This window comes from Verrucomicrobiia bacterium, assembly GCA_035629175.1.
Taxonomy (GTDB): domain Bacteria; phylum Verrucomicrobiota; class Verrucomicrobiia; order Limisphaerales; family DASXHY01; genus DASXHY01.
Genome location: DASPIL010000076.1, coordinates 1 through 18927 on the forward strand (window position 1 = coordinate 1; position 18927 = coordinate 18927).

Annotated in this window: 15 protein-coding genes; 5 read left to right on the forward strand and 10 right to left on the reverse strand. The window is 59.4% G+C overall.

Going from position 1 to position 18927, the window contains the following annotated elements:
- Positions 1–150: 150 nt before the first annotated feature.
- Positions 151–3669 (reverse strand): DEAD/DEAH box helicase, encoded by a 3519-nt coding sequence (locus VEH04_13615; protein ID HYG23817.1) that lies wholly within the window; start codon positions 3667–3669, stop codon positions 151–153.
- A gap of 117 nt (positions 3670–3786) precedes the next feature.
- Between VEH04_13615 and VEH04_13620 the strand changes: the two genes are divergently transcribed.
- The 5 genes from VEH04_13620 (at position 3787) to VEH04_13640 (ending at position 10722) form a co-directional block, all read left to right on the forward strand.
- Entirely contained in the window at positions 3787–4182 is a 396-nt protein-coding gene (locus tag VEH04_13620; protein ID HYG23818.1) for a hypothetical protein, read from the forward strand.
- Between the two features lie 80 nt (positions 4183–4262).
- Complete coding sequence (locus VEH04_13625) at positions 4263–5531, forward strand: TolC family protein (GenBank protein HYG23819.1); 1269 nt, start codon at positions 4263–4265, stop codon at positions 5529–5531.
- Positions 5528–6343: a hypothetical protein gene (locus tag VEH04_13630; protein ID HYG23820.1), complete on the forward strand. Its 816-nt coding sequence runs from the start codon at positions 5528–5530 to the stop codon at positions 6341–6343. The genes VEH04_13625 and VEH04_13630 overlap by 4 nt, the downstream gene beginning before the upstream one ends.
- Positions 6344–6345: 2 nt before the next feature.
- Positions 6346–9486 (forward strand): CusA/CzcA family heavy metal efflux RND transporter, encoded by a 3141-nt coding sequence (locus VEH04_13635; GenBank protein ID HYG23821.1) that lies wholly within the window; start codon positions 6346–6348, stop codon positions 9484–9486.
- Between the two features lie 144 nt (positions 9487–9630).
- The gene (locus VEH04_13640; GenBank protein HYG23822.1) at positions 9631–10722 is read left to right on the forward strand and encodes a glycosyltransferase family 4 protein; all 1092 of its coding nucleotides are present in this window, start codon (positions 9631–9633) and stop codon (positions 10720–10722) included.
- Here the strand turns inward: VEH04_13640 and VEH04_13645 are convergent.
- From VEH04_13645 to VEH04_13685, 9 genes are all read right to left on the reverse strand, one after another.
- Positions 10719–11444, reverse strand: a complete 726-nt coding sequence (locus VEH04_13645; protein ID HYG23823.1) for a transaldolase — start codon at positions 11442–11444, stop codon at positions 10719–10721. The genes VEH04_13640 and VEH04_13645 overlap by 4 nt on opposite strands.
- A gap of 157 nt (positions 11445–11601) precedes the next feature.
- Positions 11602–12192: an HAD family hydrolase gene (locus tag VEH04_13650; protein HYG23824.1), complete on the reverse strand. Its 591-nt coding sequence runs from the start codon at positions 12190–12192 to the stop codon at positions 11602–11604.
- A gap of 22 nt (positions 12193–12214) precedes the next feature.
- Positions 12215–12811, reverse strand: coding sequence for an SIS domain-containing protein (locus tag VEH04_13655; GenBank protein ID HYG23825.1), 597 nt, complete (start codon positions 12809–12811; stop codon positions 12215–12217).
- Positions 12812–12995: 184 nt separating this feature from the next.
- Positions 12996–13721: a nucleotidyltransferase family protein gene (locus VEH04_13660; protein HYG23826.1), complete on the reverse strand. Its 726-nt coding sequence runs from the start codon at positions 13719–13721 to the stop codon at positions 12996–12998.
- A complete protein-coding gene (locus VEH04_13665; GenBank protein ID HYG23827.1) occupies positions 13718–14698 on the reverse strand; it encodes a galactokinase in 981 nt (326 codons plus the stop codon). The genes VEH04_13660 and VEH04_13665 overlap by 4 nt, the downstream gene beginning before the upstream one ends.
- Positions 14695–15672 carry a Gfo/Idh/MocA family oxidoreductase gene (locus VEH04_13670; protein HYG23828.1) on the reverse strand — a complete coding sequence of 326 codons (978 nt, stop codon included), beginning with the start codon at positions 15670–15672 and terminating at the stop codon, positions 14695–14697. The genes VEH04_13665 and VEH04_13670 overlap by 4 nt, the downstream gene beginning before the upstream one ends.
- A gap of 1 nt (position 15673) precedes the next feature.
- Positions 15674–16537: an SDR family oxidoreductase gene (locus VEH04_13675; protein ID HYG23829.1), complete on the reverse strand. Its 864-nt coding sequence runs from the start codon at positions 16535–16537 to the stop codon at positions 15674–15676.
- Entirely contained in the window at positions 16534–17847 is a 1314-nt protein-coding gene (locus VEH04_13680) for a nucleotide sugar dehydrogenase (GenBank protein HYG23830.1), read from the reverse strand. The genes VEH04_13675 and VEH04_13680 overlap by 4 nt, the downstream gene beginning before the upstream one ends.
- Positions 17831–18826, reverse strand: a complete 996-nt coding sequence (locus VEH04_13685; GenBank protein ID HYG23831.1) for an NAD-dependent epimerase/dehydratase family protein — start codon at positions 18824–18826, stop codon at positions 17831–17833. Before VEH04_13685 ends, VEH04_13680 begins: the two co-directional genes overlap by 17 nt.
- Between the last annotated feature and the right edge of the window lie 101 nt (positions 18827–18927).

An 18927-nucleotide genomic window follows, 5' to 3' on the forward strand; every position in this document is an offset into this window, starting at 1 on the left:
GCTGATCTCCCTGGCCACAGCCCGAGCCGAAGCGAGCCAACTCCGGACAGGAACCACTAAACGGAAAGCCGGATGCGGGAAATCCGCCCGTCCGGTTTGGAGGGAGGGGCGAGGTTAATCCCTCGCTCCTACCCCTATCGGAACTCCCGTTTATTCCGCGAACAGGAAACGCAGGTCGTCCAGCGTTAGACTTTGCGCGAAGCGTTCCTCTCCCAGGACATCCTCGGCAAGCGCGGCCTTCTTTTTTTGCAGCAGACGGATCTTCTCCTCGATGCTCTCCCGAATCAGAAGCCGATACGCCATGACCTTGCTGGTCTGGCCAATTCGATGCGTCCGATCGATGGCCTGGTTTTCCACCGCAGGATTCCACCATGGATCAAACAGCACAACGTACGAAGCTGCCGTCAAATTCAGCCCGAAGCCGCCGGCCTTCAATGAAATCAGGAACACGGCGCCTCCAGCGTGTGATTGAAACTCCCGGACGAGGTCGCCGCGATTCTCCGTTTGTCCCGCCAGGTAGAAGTGGTGCCAAGACTTTTCCTTTACCAGATCGCGGATGAGATCAAGCATCCCCACGAATTGCGAGAAGACGAGCACCTTGTGCCCCTCTTCCATCAGCGGCTCCAACAAATCTTCCAAGGCCTCAAGCTTGGCGCTCGTGGCCGTCCTGAGCTTGTCGTTGACCAGAGCCGGATGGCAACAAATCTGGCGCATGCGCAGCAGCGACGTCAGGATGTTGAACCGTTCCTCGTTGAGCTGCTGATGCGACTCGATGCGGAGCAGCATCAGGCGGGCGCGCTTCAGCTCTGCACGATAGAGCGTTTGCTGCTCGCCTTCCATGTCGCACAGCAGATCCTCCTCGACGCGGTCAGGGAGATCCTTCGCAACCTGGGATTTGGCACGGCGGAGCAGGAATGGCCGCACCCGCGCTGACAGCCTGCGGCGCGCGAGGGGATCATCCTTCGCATTGAAGTGCCGCAGGAAGTGTGTGCGATTCCCGAGCGCACCCGGCATCGCAAACGACATGATGCTCCACAAATCGAGCAGCCGGTTTTCTATGGGAGTCCCCGTGAGCGCGAGGCGATGCGAAGCCTTGAGCGCGCGCGCTGACTGGGCGGTAAGCGAGTCGGGATTTTTAATGTACTGCGCCTCGTCTAGGATTACCGCGAGCCAATCAACGTCCGCGATGGCAGGAGAAAGCGAGCGCAGCTGCGCGTAATTCACGACGATCAGGTCAGCCGTTTGTCGCGCCTTGGGGAGCTCCTCCGCGTTTTCTCCACGCCAGAGGCGGACGCGCAGCGCCGGGTAGAACCGCTCGGCTTCCGCCCGCCAGTTGTCCATGACCGACTTAGGGCAGACCACGAGGCTTGGGTGCGCCGGCAGTTGAGACGATTCCCTCAGCCACGCAAGCCAGGCGAGGGTTTGCACCGTTTTGCCGAGACCCATGTCATCGGCGAGCACGCCGCCAAAGTTGTTTGACGTTAGATAAGCGAGGAAGTGGAAGCCCTCGGTTTGGTAGGGACGCATCTGCGCGCGCACGCTACCGGGAAGATCCGGAGCCACGCGCGTTTTCAGTTCGCTGACGCGCTTCTGGATGGTTTCAACCCTTTCGGGCCCGAGGAACTTTTTCGCAGCTTCATCGGCGAGTTGCAGCGCGTGGAAACGCTGAGGCTCGGCGGAGAACTGCTTCGCGCTGAGCCCGAGCCGCGCCAGTTGTTCATCCTCCTCGGCAGAGAAATTAAATTGCAGCCTTCGCCAGCCTTTTTTTCCAAGCCTCACATATCGGCCACGCGCATTGAGCAGGAGCTTGAGTTCGTCGGGCGTCAACGTGGTGTCGCCGACATCGAGAGAAACCTTCAGGTCGAACCAATCAATTCCGGCTTCGCTAATGTCGAGCGAAACGCTGCCGCTGACAGGTTCGTCGCGCAACGTCGCGAGTTCCGGGTCGAGCTCCAGTTCCAATTCAGGCGGCAGGGACTTGAGCCAGGGGACAAGCTTCTCGGGTGTGTCGCGAGTGAGTCGGAACCGCCAGTCACGCGTGTAGGGATCCCATCTCACTTCAAGTTCGTCGAGAATGCGGGGAAAATGCCGTTGCGCGGAGCGATCGAATACGAGCAGCTCATCGTTCGAAGCCTTCGACCGGGGCGCGCGATTGCTTTTTTCCACTTCCCATCCAGCCGGGGTAAAGGTCTCGCGTGGAATGCCGGGCGCGCTGGCATCTACGTTGATGACGACATCCTCGGTTGAGGCTCCTCCGTAACGGGGGCGAATGTTGCAGGAGATCGAAACGACTGCTGGGACTGTCCGCACGCGCTGCTGCAAATGCGAGGGAAGAGGAACGCCCGTTTGATGGAGGAAGCGCAACCCGTTGACGCTTTCGAGCGCCTCGACGGGAATGGGCACGCGCGTTTCCGTTTCCATGACCTCTGCGGACGGCCCTTGGAATAAGCGTTCCGCGGTCAGGTACAACGTCGGCGTTCCAGAAAGTTTGCACAGCACGGGCGGCACGGGTGAACCGTCGGCGGTCGTCAGCGCCATTTCGTACGTGCGCCCCGTGTCAGTGGGCGGACGCAACTCGAGTCTGAGCGGATCAGCCACGCGCTCCAGCGGCTTGCCTGCGCTCGTCACGACAATTCCTGCAGGAAGCGGCATGCGCAGCAGGCGGTTGAGCGTGGCCTCGGCGGAGTCGTTGCCGTACTCCAGGTTCCACCAGTGTTCGTAAAACAGGGGTTTGTATGAGGCGCTCCACAGGGAAAGAGATTCGGCGCCGATGACAAGTTCCCCGCTTTGATATTGCTCTGATAGCCGCTTTGCCTGACCGGGTTTGAGCGGACGGAAAGGGGCTCGAGGATTAGTTCGCCAATCCAGCTGCGCAGCGTTGGCCCTGATGACCAGAAGTAATTCCAGGGTAACGGGTTCTTGCGGGACAGCTGCGTCCTGCAACTGTGCGAACCGTTGATGCCACAGCAGCGTGTTTTGCTCGTGCTCCCACGCGGCCATCTCGGGTTCGATGAGCTGCAGGTCGGTGATTCCGTCCACAAAGGAAGGCCAGGTGAGTTTGCGCTTCCGCAACGTCCAGGCAACACAGAGCCAGAAGCGATAGTCGTCGGGCGCGGCCCGGGGTGCGATTTCAACTTCTGCCCAATAGTTGCCCCATGGCCCGGGCGCAGGGCTGAAGCTGCGCAGCGTGGTTTCGCGGATGCGCATGCCTCCGCCCTCAAGCCGAGCGGATTGCACGGATCGGACAAAACGCGACTCATCCGTATTGAGGTCGCGGCCAAGATGCTCCAGAAGCTTTTGACGCAGAGGGGATCCGTTCGCCCGCTGCGCCGGCCTCGTCTTGCCCGCAGTCTTTGCCGCTGGCCTATCGAACAGAGCCTTCTCCTGCGCCGGCAGGCCGCGGAGGTGAAGCAACACAGCCAGGACGTGACGGCAACGCTGGTTTTGCCAGCAGGTGCATTGGGTGATCCAAACACCGTTTGAATATGTGACGGAAACGGATTGGGGGTTGGTGTCCCTGACGATTGCTGAGTAGCGTGAGAGACTGCGCGATGGAAGTTCTACAATGTCTCCGTTCGCCACGTGAGTGCGGGCTCGCAGGGTGTCCTCCACTTGCGCAAGGGCCAAAAAATCATCGATCGCCGCCCGCATGTCTGCCGTTACGTTCATGACGGTCCTGAATTTGGGATACTCAATCGGAGTGAGCAATCTGCATTTAAAAGGACCACTCAGATTGCTTCAAGGCGGACGCACTCGTCCCCATTAGCCCTTGAGCGCGGAGTGCGTATGGGCTATCTAGACGCCGTGCTCCCGTTGAAGGCCATAGTCGCGCTGCTGCTGGCGCTGGTGTACTTGCCTGCGACTGGGCATTGCCTGCTCGAGCAGGCGGGATGGCTGCCCGAAGCGGAGGAAGCCTGCTGCGGGGGCGGGTTTGAGCAGTCGGAACCTCAGACGCCGCCATGCGACGCCGAATGTTGCCCTTTAGAGTATGGGCACATCGTGTTGCCTGGAAGCTCTCAGCCTCTCATCTGCGCGTCGATACACCCGATTTTCGTGTTCACTTTGACCCCTGCGTTTCAGGAGCCCGCACCGATGCGCCGCGGGCCCGAGCATTCGCCGCCATGGTCGCTGCAAACCTGGCAATTCGATTCCCGCGCCGCGCTCCAGCCCCGCGCTCCCTGACGCTTCGCTTCTCTTCGATCGGTTCAGTGTGCTGGCACGCTGTCTATTTTCCGCCCATGGTTTTTCGACCGTTGATAGTTATGAAGCGAGTGATTGTTCCAATCTTGATGGTGCTGCAGATTCTTCCGCTTTGCGCGCAGGAGTCGAATGTGTTTCGAGTCGAGACGCTTGTCGCGGAAGCGCTCAGCAGCAATCCCGAACTCAAGTTCTATGAGGCGGAAATCGACATCGCGAAATCGGCAAGACGTGTCGCGCAGGCGTGGGAAAACCCGGAGCTCAGCGCAAGCGTTGGGCGCCGGACGGTTCGCGCGGGCGGGCTGAATTCGGAAGGAATAGCGTGGTCGGTGTCACTCCTGCAGCCGTTCGAGTGGCCGGGACGCCTCAGTTTGCGCAAGGCAATTGCCAATCGGGAGATTCAACTCGCCGAACTTGGCATGGAGCGATTCAGAATTGCGCTCGGGGGCCAGGTCAGAACCAGGGCGTTTGAATTGTTCGCGGCGCAGGAAAAGGAAATGGCGGCGCGTGATGTTGCGGAGAGGATTCGTTCCTTGCGCGAAGTTGTTGTGCAGCGTGATCCCGCCGGGCTCACGCCATTGCTCGAAACACGAGTCATAGAGGCAACTGAACTGAACGCGCAGCGCCGTGCGTCGGACGCTTTGCTGGCGCGGCAGCGGGCGTTGCTGGATCTGAATCGCCTCCGTGGATTGCCGCCCGAAACAACGATCCATGTTGCTTCAGCGGCGCTCGCCTTTCGGCCGCTTACCAACCGCACATGGCTGGTGGCGCTGGCGGAGACGAATAATTTTGAACTGCGGTTCCGCCAGGCGGAATTGGAGCAGCAGGAGATCAGAGTGCAGCTGACGCGGAACGAGCGATTCCCGACTCTTGCGCTGGGTCCCACGTTTTCCGAGGAAAACGCTGGCGGCGAACGGGAACGAATGGCTGGTATTGCCGTGACGCTTCCGCTGCCGATTTGGAAACGAAACGCAGGCGAGATTGGCGCAGCAACTTCCCGCCAGGTTCAAGCGGAGGTTTCTCTGCGCATGTTCCAGCGCGAGCTCGAATCGCGGATCGCTGCCGCCGCGTCTGCTTACGAAATCAAACGCAGGGAAATGCTCAACTGGCGGCCCGATTCCATCAGGCACTTCCAGGAAGCAGCGGAGCTCGCTGACCGGCATTACCGGCTTGGGGCAGTATCGGTTTCGACGTACCTCGAACTTCAGAAGCAATACCTTGAAGCCGTGGAGGGATTGCTTGAGACGCAACATGAAGCGCTATCAGCTGCGCTTGAAATCGAGCTTCTCACGGGACTGACGCCATCCCTGATTTTGCTCGGAGAACAACGATGAAAACACTTTGCGCATGCGTAATCACCGTGCTGGTTCTTGTGCTGACAAGCGGCTGCGGAAAGCACGAGCATTCGGCAGGCGATGGACATGATCACGGCGAACACGATCACAGCGCCGCGGATGATGCAGACGGGCACGTTCACGGCGGGGACAGATCGGAACCAGCTGCTGGCGCGGACTTTCATCGCGATCGCGGCGTTGTGCTGAGCGACGCCACCCGTGAAAGCATCGGGTTAAGGACCGCCAGCGTTGTGCTGCGAACAATGCCCCGCGAGATCCGCTTCACCGTCCAGCTGTTCGGGGAGCATCACCGCCATCAGGTCGTGGAAAACGATCATTCAGGCTGCGACGTCCACGGGTCGGCGCTCCTGCCAATGGAGATGACAAACCAGGTGCGCGTCGGCCAGGCAGTGGAGTTGCTGCAACTCACCAATGCATCTCCGCCCGGCGTCGTCCTGAATGCCCACCAGGCCCTTGCCCTCGGTGAACTTGAGCTGGTCGTCGGTTTTTCGAACGCAGCCACAACGCTGCGTCCGGGTGACTTCCTGCCGGCCAGGATTCGCACCGCGCGGGAGCGCCCTGTTCTGGCAGTGCCGCAGCCCGCTGTGTTGCGAATCGCCGAAGGAACTTTTGTATACGTGGAAACAGGGGGAGCGTTCCAGCGGAGGAAGGTGCTCGTCGGAAGCGAGTCTGATGGCTGGTCCGAGATCATATCCGGTGTGCGCGAGGGAGAAGTCGTTGTTATCGAGCCGGTTCACACTTTGTGGCTCGTGGAATTGCGAGCCACGCGTGGCGGCGGCCACTCGCACTGACTATGCTTGCGCGCCTCATCGAGTTCTCCGTCCGTCAGAGGCTCGTCGTGTACTTCGCCACGCTGGTGCTCGTAGGCATCGGCATCCACGCGGCACTGCGGCTTCCAATCGATGCGGTTCCTGACATCACCAACGTCCAGGTTCAAATCAATACGGAGGTCGCCGCGCTCGCGCCTGAGGAGATTGAGAAGCTCGTCACGTTTCCAATAGAGAACGAACTGGCGGGCGTTCCAGGCGTGGTGGAACTGCGATCCCTTTCGAAGTTCGGCCTTTCCCAAGTGACACTAGTCTTCGCGGATGGGACGGACATTTACCGTTCGCGTCAGCTTGTCACCGAGCGACTCCAATCGGCTGCGGAGGAATTGCCGCAGGGACTCACGCCGCGGCTGGCTCCCATCACAACCGGCCTTGGGGAGATTTTTTATTACGCTGTCGAATACGCGACGAATGCCGCCAATCGTCCGCCGAATCGCGAGGCTGAGTTGATGGAACTGAAGTTGATCCATGATTATCAGATCAAGCCGCGATTGCGAACGACCCCTGGAATAGCTGAAATCAACACGAGCGGCGGCTACGAGAAACAGATCGTGGTTCAAGCGCATCCCGACCGGCTGAAGAGTGTCGGCCTTTCATTTCACGAGGTGGCCAATGCCATTCAGGAAAACGTGGAGAACGCGGGCGGAGGGGTGATTCAACTGGGCGGCGAGCAGGTCACCGTTCGTGCAGCGGGCCGCGTGCAGACCATTGCCGACATCGAGCAGTTGCCTCTGAAATTCGGCTCACGGGCGACACCGCTGCGGGTCAGGGACGTTGCTGAGGTGGTGACCGGGACAGCAGCGCGCACGGGGAGCGGCACCTATAACGGCGAGGAGACTGTGCTTGGGTCAGCATTGATGCTCGCGGGTGAAAACAGCCGGCGGGTGGCCAAGGCGGTTGGCCGTCAGCTTGAGGAAATCCAGGCCAGCCTTCCGGCCGGCGTGCGCATCATACCGTTGTATGATCGGACGACGTTGGTGGACCAGACCATCGCCACAGTCCGGGCGAGTTTATTCGAGGGCGCGGTGTTGGTCGCGGCAGTGCTGCTGCTGCTGCTGGGCAATTGGCGCGCGGCATTGATCGTGGCGCTCGCCATTCCGCTGTCATTGCTGTGCGCCATGTTCGGCATGGTGCAGGGGAGAATCTCGGGAAACCTGATGAGTCTTGGAGCCATCGATTTCGGCCTGATCATTGATGGCGCGGTTGTGATGGTGGAGAACATTTTGCGCCGTATCGCGGAAGCACAGCAACGGCTCGGGCGCGCATTGAACGTTCGTGAACGGGCCGATCAGGTGATCGCCAGTGCGAAGGAGGTCGCCAGTCCAATGTTTTTCGGCGTTGCGATCATCACGGTGGTTTACGTGCCCATCCTGGCGCTCACGGGCATCGAGGGAAAAACCTTCAAGCCCATGGCATTGACGGTCATGTTTGCGCTGGTGGGCGCCCTCGTGCTTGCGCTGACGCTGATGCCTGCGTTGTGCGCCAGCTGGCTGAGCGGACGTGTGCGCGAGAGCGAGAGTGGACTGGTGCGCATCGCGCGGCGCCTATACGCGCCTGTCCTGGATCTTTCCTTTCGATTGCGCTGGTTCATCACAGGCGCTGCTGTTGTGCTGCTGCTTCTCGCGGGAATTGTCTTCAGCCGCCTTGGCGCCGAGTTCGTGCCGCAACTGGATGAAGGCTCGTTCGCCGCGCACATGATCCGCACCACGAGCATCGGCCTGGATGCGAGCGTCGAAATGCAGAAACGCGGCGAGCGGGTGTTGCTTGAACATTTTCCTGAGATTGACCACGTGTTCAGCCGCATTGGGACATCGGAGGTTGCGACTGATCCCATGGGTGTCAACGTCGCGGACACCTACATCATGTTCAAACCGGAAGACACGTGGCGAGAGGTCGATGGCCATCGGATTTCAAAGGACCAGCTCGCATCGTTGATGGCGGCCGAACTCACCCGCCACGTTCCAGGTGAGGCGCACCTGTTCAGCCAGCCGATTGAAATGCGCTTCAACGAAATCCTGGAAGGCACGCGCGCCGACCTCGCGATCAAGGTTTTCGGCGAAGACTTTGATGTGATTGAGCGCATCGCATCAGAAGTGCGAGAAATTCTCGAACCCATTCCAGGAGCGGCCGATGTCGAGTTTGATGTCCTGGGAAAATCGCCGTTGCTTGAGATTGTTCCGAATCGCGACGCCATGAGCCGCTTCAATCTTCATGCAGCTGAGATCAACGAAGCTGTTCACGCCGGGCTTGCAGGCAAAACGCTCGGTCGTTTGATTGAAGGGAATCGGCGATTCGACATCGTGCTGCGGCTCAGTGAAGAGTTGCGGTCCGATGTGGAGGAACTGAAACGGCTTCCCGTGCGCCTCGATGATGGGGGGCTGTTGACGTTGGGGCAGGTCGCGGAATTCCGGGTGCGAGACCAGGTGGCGGCGGTCGTGCGGGAATTTGGCCAACGTCGTGCAGCGGTCCTGGTGAATCTTCGAGGTCGCGACGTGGAAAGCTTTGTGCGCGAGGCCCAGGAGAAAGTCGGAGCGCAGGTGAACATTCCCGAAGGTTATCGCATTGAGTTCGGCGGGCAGTTCAAGAACCTCCAGCAGGCGCGTGCGCGGTTGATGATTGTTGTTCCAGTGGCGCTGGCGCTGATTCTCGCGCTGGTTTTGATGGCCCTGCATAGCGCTCGGCAGACGTTCCTGGTCTGCACAGGGATTCCGTTCGCCATCACGGGCGGGGTGTTCGCGCTTTGGATGCGTGGCATGCCGTTCAGCATTTCGGCGGGAATCGGATTCATCGCGCTTTCGGGGGTCGCGGTGCTGAACGGATTGGTTTTGATTTCGTCGTTCAACAACCTCCGCACACACGGGAAAGACCTTGCGACCACGGTGCGCGAGGGCGCCATGCTGCGTCTGCGGCCCGTCCTCATGACAGCTCTTGTGGCGAGCCTCGGATTCGTTCCCATGGCAATTGCAAGCGGAGCGGGAGCGGAAGTGCAGCGTCCGCTCGCGACCGTCGTGATTGGTGGCATCCTGAGTTCCACCTTCCTGACACTAATTCTCCTTCCGACGCTTTACCTTTGGGTGGAACGCAAACGCACCACGGTTCCGAGTTGAAGCGGCGGCATCCAGGCTCGCTTTCAAGAAACTCGTCAGCGCAAATTTTCAGGGCTGCTGGCGCTACGCCTTGCCGATGCAGCGCGGGTGTTCCAGAATGCGCGCCGTGAATCGGCCGCCGAAGCACCCACCGCAATCCGACTGATGCGCTTTCTCATGCTCAACTGGCGCGATCCGGAGAATCCCCTAGCAGGCGGCGCGGAGCGCGTGTCCGTCGCATATATGCGAGAGCTGGTTCGACGCGGCCATCAGGTCTGCTGGTTCGCCAATGATTTTCCGGGCGCAAAACGCGAATGTGAAATCGACGGCATTCGATATGTTCGCGGCGGCGGCAAGGGCACGTCGGTTTTGAAGGCGAGGGCGTGGTATCACACGCAGCCGCGGTTTGACCTGGTCATCGATCAACACCACGGCATCCCATGGTATGCGCCCTGGTGGTGCGGCACCAAAAGCGTCGCCTATATCCACGAGGTGCTGGGCCCGATCTGGAAAAGCTTTTACGCACCGCCCCTGAGCAGTATCGGCGAAGTCCAGGAGCGCTGGACGCATTGGTTATATCGGGAGATCCCGTTCTGGACGCCGTCGGATTCCACCCGTCTGGCCTTGGAAAAAAGCGGCGTGCGGAGGGTGAAGGTGATTCCAAATGGATGCGACACGGTTCCGCTCCCTGCCCTGCCAGCCAAGCCGCTCCAGCAGCCGTTGCGATTGATTTCGGTGTCGCGGCTGGCGCCAAACAAACGCATTGATCATACCGTAAGGGCAACCGCCCATCTCTTACAATGCGGCGTGGACGTCTTGCTGACCATTGTCGGGGGCGGCGAGGTTCGGGGGGAGTTGGAGCGCCTGGCCAGTTCATTGAAACTTGATAGCCGCGTGCGCTTTGCTGGATCCGTTTCCGAGGAAGAAAAGAATCGCGAACTGCAGGAGGCCCACATTCTCGTCCATTGTTCGGTTCGCGAAGGCTGGGGGCTCAATGTGCTGGAGGCAAACGCGATGGGAACGCCTGCGGTTGTTTATCCCGTTGGCGGATTGGTTGATTCCACCGTGCACAACGAAACGGGATTGATTGCCCCTGCAGAATCCCCCGAGTCAGTTGCGGACGCTGTGAAGAGTCTTGTGGATCATCCGTTGGCGTATGCGCGTCTGCGACAGAACGCGTGGGAACGGTCGAAGGAATATCAATGGTCGCGCGTGCTGCCGCAGGCGTGCGACTGGCTTGAAGCCGAAGCCCGTTAAAGGGTGAAACGCGCGGCGGTCGCGTCGGCTGCAAACGTCTTCACGGTGTCCAGTGACAACGCGTTGAGATCCATCCCAGCCATCTTGATCGCCTTGTTCAGGATGTCATGGGGAACCGTCACAATATGGCATCCGCATTGGTCGGCCTGGAAGATGTTGAGCACTTCCCGGACGCTGGCCCACAGCAACTCCGCTTTCGGCTGGGTGCCTTGGAGAAGCGCGAGGCTCTCGCGCATCATCGGAATCGGATCACGCCCCGTGTCAGCCACGCGTCCTGCAAACACCGAGACAACCGACCGCACGTCAGGATTCAACGCGGCGGCAACGCCTCGCACCTGCTCAAGCGTCAGGATCGCGGTAATGTTCAGTTGCACGCCTTCTGCGCCAAGTTCCTTCACGAGGGGCAGCGTCGATTCGCCGCGCGTGTTCGTAATGGGAATTTTCGCGTAGACGTTTTTTTGCCATCGCGAGATCTTCAACGCCTGCCGCTTCATCTCAGGAAACTCGTCGGAAAACACCTCGAACGAAATGGGCTTGGACGTCACCGTGAGGAGCACGTCCCTGGCGAAGCTTTCGTAATCTTCAATGCCGACCTTTCGCATCAGGGACGGATTCGTCGTCATGCCCTTGATCAGCGGGCTGGTGTAAAGATCCAGCATCCCGGCCTTGTCGGCGCCATCGGCAAAGATTTGAACGCGAAGTGACTCAAGAGGGTTCGGCATAAATTCAGGTTGAAACTTAATGGCAACCCGTTTCCACAGCAACCCGGTTTTGCGCAATGTGAACCTCCACCAACCTCGCAGCGCAACAGGTTTCTCCCGCCGCGCGGGACTGTATCGCGGGCTTCCAAGACGGCAGGCGGTAGTCGACGCGAAGAGGTTAGGAAACCCCCGATACAGCAGACTCGGCGGACTGCGCTACGATCAACGCTGCGGCTTCGATCAAACTGGCGGCGCGAAAATCAGGTTGCGCGCGCAGCGGCTCGTCGTAGGCGTAATCTATTAAAACGGTTCGAACGCCCACGGCTTTGCCGCAGTCAATGTCGCGCCAGCGGTCTCCCACCATCCAGCTTCGCGCCAGGTCGAGGTTCAATTCCCGGGTCGCGCGCAGCAGCATTCCTGGTCTTGGTTTTCGGCAATCGCAGTCTGAAGCGCCCTTGCCAGGATGAAAGCAGACTTCCACTCGGTCGACAGGGAGTTGCGCGACGAGGCGTTGATGAATCGCATCGACGACTGCCTGCTTCATCGTGCCCCGGCCTACGTCAGGCTGGTTGGTGGCAACAACGAGCGCAAATCCAGCAGCTTTCAACTGGCGGCACGCATCCGCAACCCCAGGCAGGATTTCGAACTCGCTCAGCGAACGCGGCGGATAGGGTTTGCCGTCGCGCTGCAGCGCGCGGTTGATCACGCCGTCGCGATCGAGGAACACCGCGGGCCGGCTGCCATGAACCCGTTGTTGATTGTCGCTCACGCGATCTGCAGGCGCGGTGCCTTCATCGAGTGCTTTCCCATTTGGTCTTTCCGACCTTCAGATTCGGATGCGACACAATGAGGTGCCACACAATTCCCTGGAATGCTTCAGCATGCGGAGTAACGTGGTCGGGGTTCACTGTCGGAATGATCACGCATGCGGTGGCTTCCTTCGCTGTGTATCCGCCGTCGCGCCCCACGATACCCGTGATCGTTGCGCCCGCCTGCCTGGCGAGTTGAATCGCGCTGACAAGGTTCGGGCTGACGTTCTTTTCGATATTGCCGCCGCCGACCGATAAAACGAGCAGACCGTCCTTCGAGTTCAGGCGGCTTCCCTTTAACCATTCGGCAAAGATCGTCGCCCATCCGTCATCGTTCGTACGCGCGGTGAGTTCGGAGACATTGTCTGTGGGGGCGTAACATTCGAATCCGCAAATCTTGCGAAAGTCGTTCACGGCGTGGCTGGCATTGGCAGCGCTGCCGCCGACGCCCAGGATGAACAACCGCCCGCCCCGTTCCCGCACGGCGGCCAGGGCATCAACGACGCGCTCGATAGCATCGGGTTGCAGTTGTTGCGTGACCTGCTGAACCTCCTGTAAAAACTGCTGCGCAAAGCTCATGGGCGAAATGGAAACAGTTTGAACGACGGCTTGGAAAGGGGAAAGTCTCGCGAGCGTAGCGTCGGGCATCCCTGCCTGACGTGGAGGGCGTGCATCCTTGCCGCCCGAAAAAAACCGTGAAGCACGAGACATACTGAAAATTTTCCAACGCGCTCGATCCCAGGATGCATCCTTGCGACAGTGTTTATTCCGTTTTTCCCGGCTGTTGAATAAGAAACGCATCCAGTTCAGCAAGGCCCGCGGGCGAACCGATTTCATAAAAGCGCTCCGCAACCTCGTAACCCGCCAGTTGACGACTGGCAACCAGCGCCGACATCACCTCAGCGAGGTCAAATTGCTCGCCTGGCGCATACGCCTCGAAAATAGAGGCCTTGAACAAACTCAGGCCGTAATCGATGTGATGCATTTCAGGGACCTTGTTCTTCTTGTCGTAAACCGCGATCCGATTGTCGCGAAAGACCACATTGCTCGTGTCGTAACGTCCTTCGTTGCGATACACGGTCATGCAACCATCCTTCCAGCTGTCGCGCCAGAAATCCGCCACTGCGTGATAATCAACGGGAAGATAGGAATCCCCGTACAACACGAAGAACTCAGATCCAAGTTTGGGAAGCGCCTGGCGCAGGGCTCCTCCCGTTCCCAGCAGAACAGGTCCGTCAAAGGAGTAGTCGAGTGTAATGCCGAACTGGGAACCATTCCCAAAATCGCGTTGGATCATTTCTCCCAGATGCCCCACGCACAACACTGCGCGGCGAATGCCGCGTTCGTGCAACAGTTCCAGTTGGTGGGCCAGGAAGGGACGCCCCGCAACAGACACCAGGGATTTCGGAATTTTCTCGGTAATCGGACGCAACCGGGTTGCGAGTCCGCCAGCAAGGATGGCGACGGGCATGTCGAGCGGCGCAGTCATGAATTAATCAGCTTGGTGCCTTCGAAGTCGAATCGAAAGCGCACTTCCTTCAGCCCAGCCTGGCGCATCGCATGTCGCAGCCGTGTTTTGTCATCGGCGTAGAACATCAGGAACCCGCCTCCGCCTGCGCCGATCAACTTCCCTCCGAGCGCGCCGTTCGCCATGGCGAGATCGTACCACTCATTGATCTTCGGATTGCTCATGCCGCCCGACCGCTGCATCTTGCGCTGCCAATGGACATCCATCAACCGCGCAAATGCATGCAGGTTTCCGCCTTCCAGCGCGCTTTGGCTTTGGAATCCGAGTTCCTTGACGAAATGAAGATTCTCAATCATCGAGGCATCCGCAGCTTTGCTCTTCTGGTCCTGCTCCTTGAGAATAGCGGATGCCGATCGCGAGTAGCCTGTGAAAAAGAGCAGGAGGTTGTCCTCGAGGTTGTACCGCGTTTCCTCCGAAAGCTTCAAAGGCCAGGCTTCGACCTTGCCGCCAGGATGAAATCGAAAGCAGGTGATGCCGCCAAACGCAGCAATGTATTGATCCTGTTTGCCGATCGGTTCCTTCAGGCGATTCAACTCGATGTCGCACGCCTGTTCAGCGAGTTCGGCGGGATGAACAAGATTGCGCTTGTACGTGTGGAGCGCCTTGAGAAGCGCGGTGGTGAAACTTCCTGAAGATCCGAGGCCTGTTCCTGCGGGAATGTCTGCCATCGATGTGAGTTCAAGCGATTCGCCCGAAAGACCGACGAGATCGAAGGCTTCGCGGATGATCGGATGCTCCAGCACTGCTGCGTGCGCCACGCGTTCGAGTTTCGAATACTTGACGATGAGATCGGGAACGAAGGTCTCGTGCAGCGTGATGTAGACGTATTTGTCGATGGCGGCGGCGATCAGAAAGCCGGAATGTTGCTCGTAATACGAAGGCAGGTCGGTGCCGCCGCCGCCAAGGCTGATGCGAAGGGGAGAGCGGGAGAGGATCATACGTAAATGGCTTCGACAACGCGCAGAGCCGCCTTCGCTTCCTTGATGCCAGGAACAGGCGTTCGACCGAGGCGTATGTCTTCGAAAAATTCCTGCATTTCGAGCTTCCACGACTCGTCGCCACGCGGAAATTCCCAGATCGTCGTTTCAGGGGGACCCATCTGCGGCAGCATCTTGTAATAGGTCAGGCGCTCGACGCCGTAGCTTCCGCCCAACCCTTCCCAGTGCAGCTTCCCGTCGCGACCGTAAATTTCCAGGCTGAAGAGGTTCTTCCACTCACTGCAGCTCACGTGCAGCCAGGCAGTGTTACCCGCCGCGTTGCGAAGGTTCAGGAATGCGTTGTCATCCACAGGCATGTCCCAGAAATACGTCGTCGCGTGGCCGTTGACCTGCGTAAGCTCGCCGAGAAAAATCCCGGCCAGATCGATCAGGTGAACGCCCTGGTCGATCAATTCGCCGCCGCCTGAAAGTTTTGGATCAGCCCGCCACTCCCTATCGTAGCCGACGCGGCCGCCGTGCCCGTACCGTCCGCGAACAAACATCATCGAGCCGAGCACGCCGCTCCGAAAAAGTTCCAACGCCTTGAGAGCGGCGGGATGATAACGGTGATTGTAGCCAACGCGTACTTGAACGCGCTTTCGCGTCGCGATGGATTCCAGGCGTTCCAATTCGGAAACGCGGATTGCGCCAGGCTTTTCAACGAGCACGTGTTTGCCCGCTTCGGCCGCCAGGCATGCGATCTCGGATAACGATGAGTTCAACGTCGCGATCAGCACAGCATCCACGCCGGGCGAAGTCACGGCATCCGATACAGATTGGGTTGCGACGCATTCCGGCGTCTGCGCCGCAAGCTTCCGCGCGCGCTCAAGGTTCAGGTCGCACGCGACCGAGACACAGCCAGGCGGCAGGTTGTTGAGGCGCTTCTGGCCGATGAGGCCGCAGCCGATCAATGCAACGCGAACAGGACAGCTCATTTCAGTTCCACTTCTTGCCGCGATCCTCGGGGACGATGCGTCGCAGGCAGTAAATGTCAGATGCTTTCAATTCATCGCGATGCTCATGAAGCGCCGCCCACGGATCCCATTGGGCGCTGATCAGTTTGCCCGTGATGCCGATGCTCTCCTGGCTTCCAAGGTACACGGCGAGATCGGCGCCGAGGCTCAAAGGCGTGGCACCTTCCGCCTTCCATTTTTTATTCTTGTCGAAGAACGCCTGGCCCACTTTTTCCGGGCCGGCAGCAATCACTTCTTCGACGAGGCGCGTTGCGAGAGCGCCTGGCGCGATGGCGTTGACATCGACGTTGAACGCGCGCAGTTCCTCGGCGAGCGTTTCCATGAGACGCACCACGGCGGCCTTTGAGGCAGCGTAGGAACTGATGTTTGGAAGGGGATTGGTAGCGCCGCCGCCCGACAACACGACAATCTTGCCCGCGCGCCTTTGCTTGAAATGTGGAATCAAGGCGCGGCAGGGAAGAAGGACGCCGAACAAGTTGATGTCGATCGCCCGCCGCCATTCGTCGATCGAGACCGATTCAGTCGGACCCATCGGGCCGTATACACCGGCGTTGTTAACCAGGATATCGATGTTGCCGAGTTCGTTGAGCGCGAAGCTGGCGAGATCGTTGACCTGAACTTCAGAGGAGACGTCGCAGGCGCGCGCGAGGACCTTGCTCCGAGCGGGAGCGAGGCGTCGCAATTGATCCCGCGAGCCGAGCAGCGTCTTTTCATCGCGCGAGCAAATCACGACGTTCGCGCCTTCACGGACGTAAGCTTCGGCAATCGCAAGGCCAAGACCCTGGCTGCCGCCTGTGATGAGCGCGTTGCGCTGGGAGAGTTTCATAGGGCGCGTCCGACGGAAAGATGCTCAACGCCCGGCATATCTTTCAATTCCTTTTCCAGAAAGCGATTGGCGTCCACGACGATCGGGGAGCGCATTCGCGACACGAGTTTTGGCCAGGGCGCATCGCGGAACTCAGGCCACTCGGTGCACAGCACAACGGCATCGGCGTCATTCACGGCCTCCTCGACATTGGCGAGCACGGCAACCTGCTCCAAACCCGCGGCGGACGTTTTCACCAAAGGATCAAACGCGCGCACCCTGGCGCCCGCGCGCAACAGCTGATGGCACAGCTCGACTGCGGCGCTGCGGCGCAGTGTGTCGGTGCCCGGTTTGTAGGTGAGGCCCAGCACCGTGATTGTTTTCGCGCGTAATTCGCCGAGCCGCATCTGCAGCCGCCGAAACATCCATCCGCGGTGCAGGTCGTTGCTTTGCTTGATTGCGGGAATGAGTGACAGGGGTTCGTTCCGCGACCGCCCTAATTTCGTAAGCGTGACGACGTCGCGAGCGAGAGTGCCGCCCGCGAACGGACCGCCTGGGCCAAGATAAGCGCGGAGCCCGATGCGCGGTTCGCTTTTCAATCCAGCCGAGACTTCTTTCGCATCCGCGCCGGTCAGTTCGCAAAGCCGCGCGATCTCGTTGATGAAAGTGACCGAAACGGCAAGGAATGAATTGAGAGCATGCTTCACCATCTCGGCCGATTCGGTTCGCATGAAGAGAATCTGCGAAGTGAACGGAGCGAACAGCTCTTGCAGCAGTTCACGGCGTTGTTCGCTTCGAGTTCCGATCACGACCCGATCCGCCTTTTCAAACGATTCAATCGCCTTCCCCAGGCGCAGGTTTTCGGGCGAACAGGCAAACTGAAAATCGGGAAACTCACGTTCCAGCGCGGCGCACGTGCCGACAGGCAGTTGCGCGGAAATCAAGACGAGGGTCCCGGGAGCTGTCGAGGCCAGCGCACACCGCAATTGCGCCAGGACAGCATCCACCTCCGATTCGTCATCCTCATTCACGGGTGTGTCCGCGCAGAGCCACACGACATCGGCTTCAGCGCAAGCCGAGGCTGGATCTGTAGTGAAACTTAATCTCTTTGATTGCAGCCCGGCGGCGAGCAGTTCGTTCAGGCCGGACTCGAACAGCGGGGCCTTGCCTTCACTGAGACGCGCGATGTTGGCGGTATCATCGTCGAGTCCGGCCACACGGAAATGTCTCGCACAGCATGCGGCAGTGACCGTTCCGAGATGCCATAACCCGACGACAACGATCGACAAGGAACCGCTGCCACGATCGTTCGGTTCACGCTCGCTTTTCATATACCCAGCGGTTCTGTTGCAGCCATTCCAATGTGCGGATGATTCCCTGCTCGATCGTCAGCGACGGCTTCCAGCCTGTGGCCCGAATTTTTTTCGTTTCGAGGAAAATGAAGGGATTGTCCCCGACCCAGCCCCGATTCCCGCCCGTATATTCCAGTTGTGGTTTGAGGTTCAAAGCGGCGCAAATGTGGCCAATCGAGTCATTCACCTGGACATATTCGTCTGTGCCCAGGTTGTAGATCTCGACACGATGCCGCGCCTTCAATGCTGTCCCTGAGTTGATCACGTGCAACATCGCGGACAGGCAATCAGCGATGTAGAGATAGCTTTTCCGTTGCGTGCCGTCGCCGAGCACTTTCAATTGATCAGGATGCTCCACCAGCTGGCGGTAGAAATCGAACACATGGCCGTGCGTGTAGCGTTCGCCGAGAATGGAGACGAAACGGAAGATGTAGCCTTCGAAACCAAAGCCTTCGCAGTACGATTGAATCAGTCCTTCGCCCGCGACCTTTGAGCTGGCGTATAGCGATGTCTGAATGGGAAACGGCGCGTCCTCGGGCGTGGGAATGACAGCCGCCTCGCCATAGACGCTTCCGGTTGAGCTGAAGGCGATTCGTTTGATGCCGTTGGCGCGCATTGCCTCGAGCACATTGAAAGTCGCAATCGTGTTTTGCTCGAGATCCTTGCGCGGATGATTAAGGCCGAACCGCACGTCGGCATTCGCGGCGAGGTGGAACACGGTGTCGCAACCCGCCATCCCGGCCTCGAGGGCAGGCAGGTCCAGATTGTCACCGCGGACGAGTTGGAACGCGGGATTCTTTTCCGCGTTAATGAGGAACTCCGGCTGGCCGGTGGAGAAGTTATCCCAGCCGACAACCTGTTTCCCGTCTGCGAGCAGGCGATCCACCAGCGAACTGCCGATGAAGCCGGCAGCGCCGGTCACGAAGATGCGTTCCATGTTGCGCGCGAGTTTAGCCATGTCGACCCGTGCTGCCAGTACTTTTGAAGAGGAGCGCGGCGTTAACGCGGCTTGAGTCTTGGGACTGGCGGGCGCGTGAAGAGGTTCAAGGACGAGCGCAT

Excerpts from the sequence above, each read along its gene's own strand:
- VEH04_13625 (HYG23819.1), top strand. The coding sequence starts at position 4,263 with ATGAAGCGAGTGATTGTTCCAATCTTGATGGTGCTGCAGATTCTTCCG.
- VEH04_13615 (HYG23817.1), bottom strand. The coding sequence starts at position 3,669 with ATGAACGTAACGGCAGACATGCGGGCGGCGATCGATGATTTTTTGGCC.
- VEH04_13645 (HYG23823.1), bottom strand. The coding sequence starts at position 11,444 with ATGCCGAACCCTCTTGAGTCACTTCGCGTTCAAATCTTTGCCGATGGC.
- VEH04_13685 (HYG23831.1), bottom strand. The coding sequence starts at position 18,826 with ATGGCTAAACTCGCGCGCAACATGGAACGCATCTTCGTGACCGGCGCT.
- VEH04_13680 (HYG23830.1), bottom strand. The coding sequence starts at position 17,847 with ATGAAAAGCGAGCGTGAACCGAACGATCGTGGCAGCGGTTCCTTGTCG.
- VEH04_13620 (HYG23818.1), top strand. The coding sequence starts at position 3,787 with ATGGGCTATCTAGACGCCGTGCTCCCGTTGAAGGCCATAGTCGCGCTG.
- VEH04_13655 (HYG23825.1), bottom strand. The coding sequence starts at position 12,811 with ATGAGCTTTGCGCAGCAGTTTTTACAGGAGGTTCAGCAGGTCACGCAA.
- VEH04_13635 (HYG23821.1), top strand. The coding sequence starts at position 6,346 with ATGCTTGCGCGCCTCATCGAGTTCTCCGTCCGTCAGAGGCTCGTCGTG.
- VEH04_13670 (HYG23828.1), bottom strand. The coding sequence starts at position 15,672 with ATGAGCTGTCCTGTTCGCGTTGCATTGATCGGCTGCGGCCTCATCGGC.
- VEH04_13660 (HYG23826.1), bottom strand. The coding sequence starts at position 13,721 with ATGACTGCGCCGCTCGACATGCCCGTCGCCATCCTTGCTGGCGGACTC.
- VEH04_13665 (HYG23827.1), bottom strand. The coding sequence starts at position 14,698 with ATGATCCTCTCCCGCTCTCCCCTTCGCATCAGCCTTGGCGGCGGCGGC.
- VEH04_13675 (HYG23829.1), bottom strand. The coding sequence starts at position 16,537 with ATGAAACTCTCCCAGCGCAACGCGCTCATCACAGGCGGCAGCCAGGGT.
- VEH04_13640 (HYG23822.1), top strand. The coding sequence starts at position 9,631 with ATGCGCTTTCTCATGCTCAACTGGCGCGATCCGGAGAATCCCCTAGCA.
- VEH04_13630 (HYG23820.1), top strand. The coding sequence starts at position 5,528 with ATGAAAACACTTTGCGCATGCGTAATCACCGTGCTGGTTCTTGTGCTG.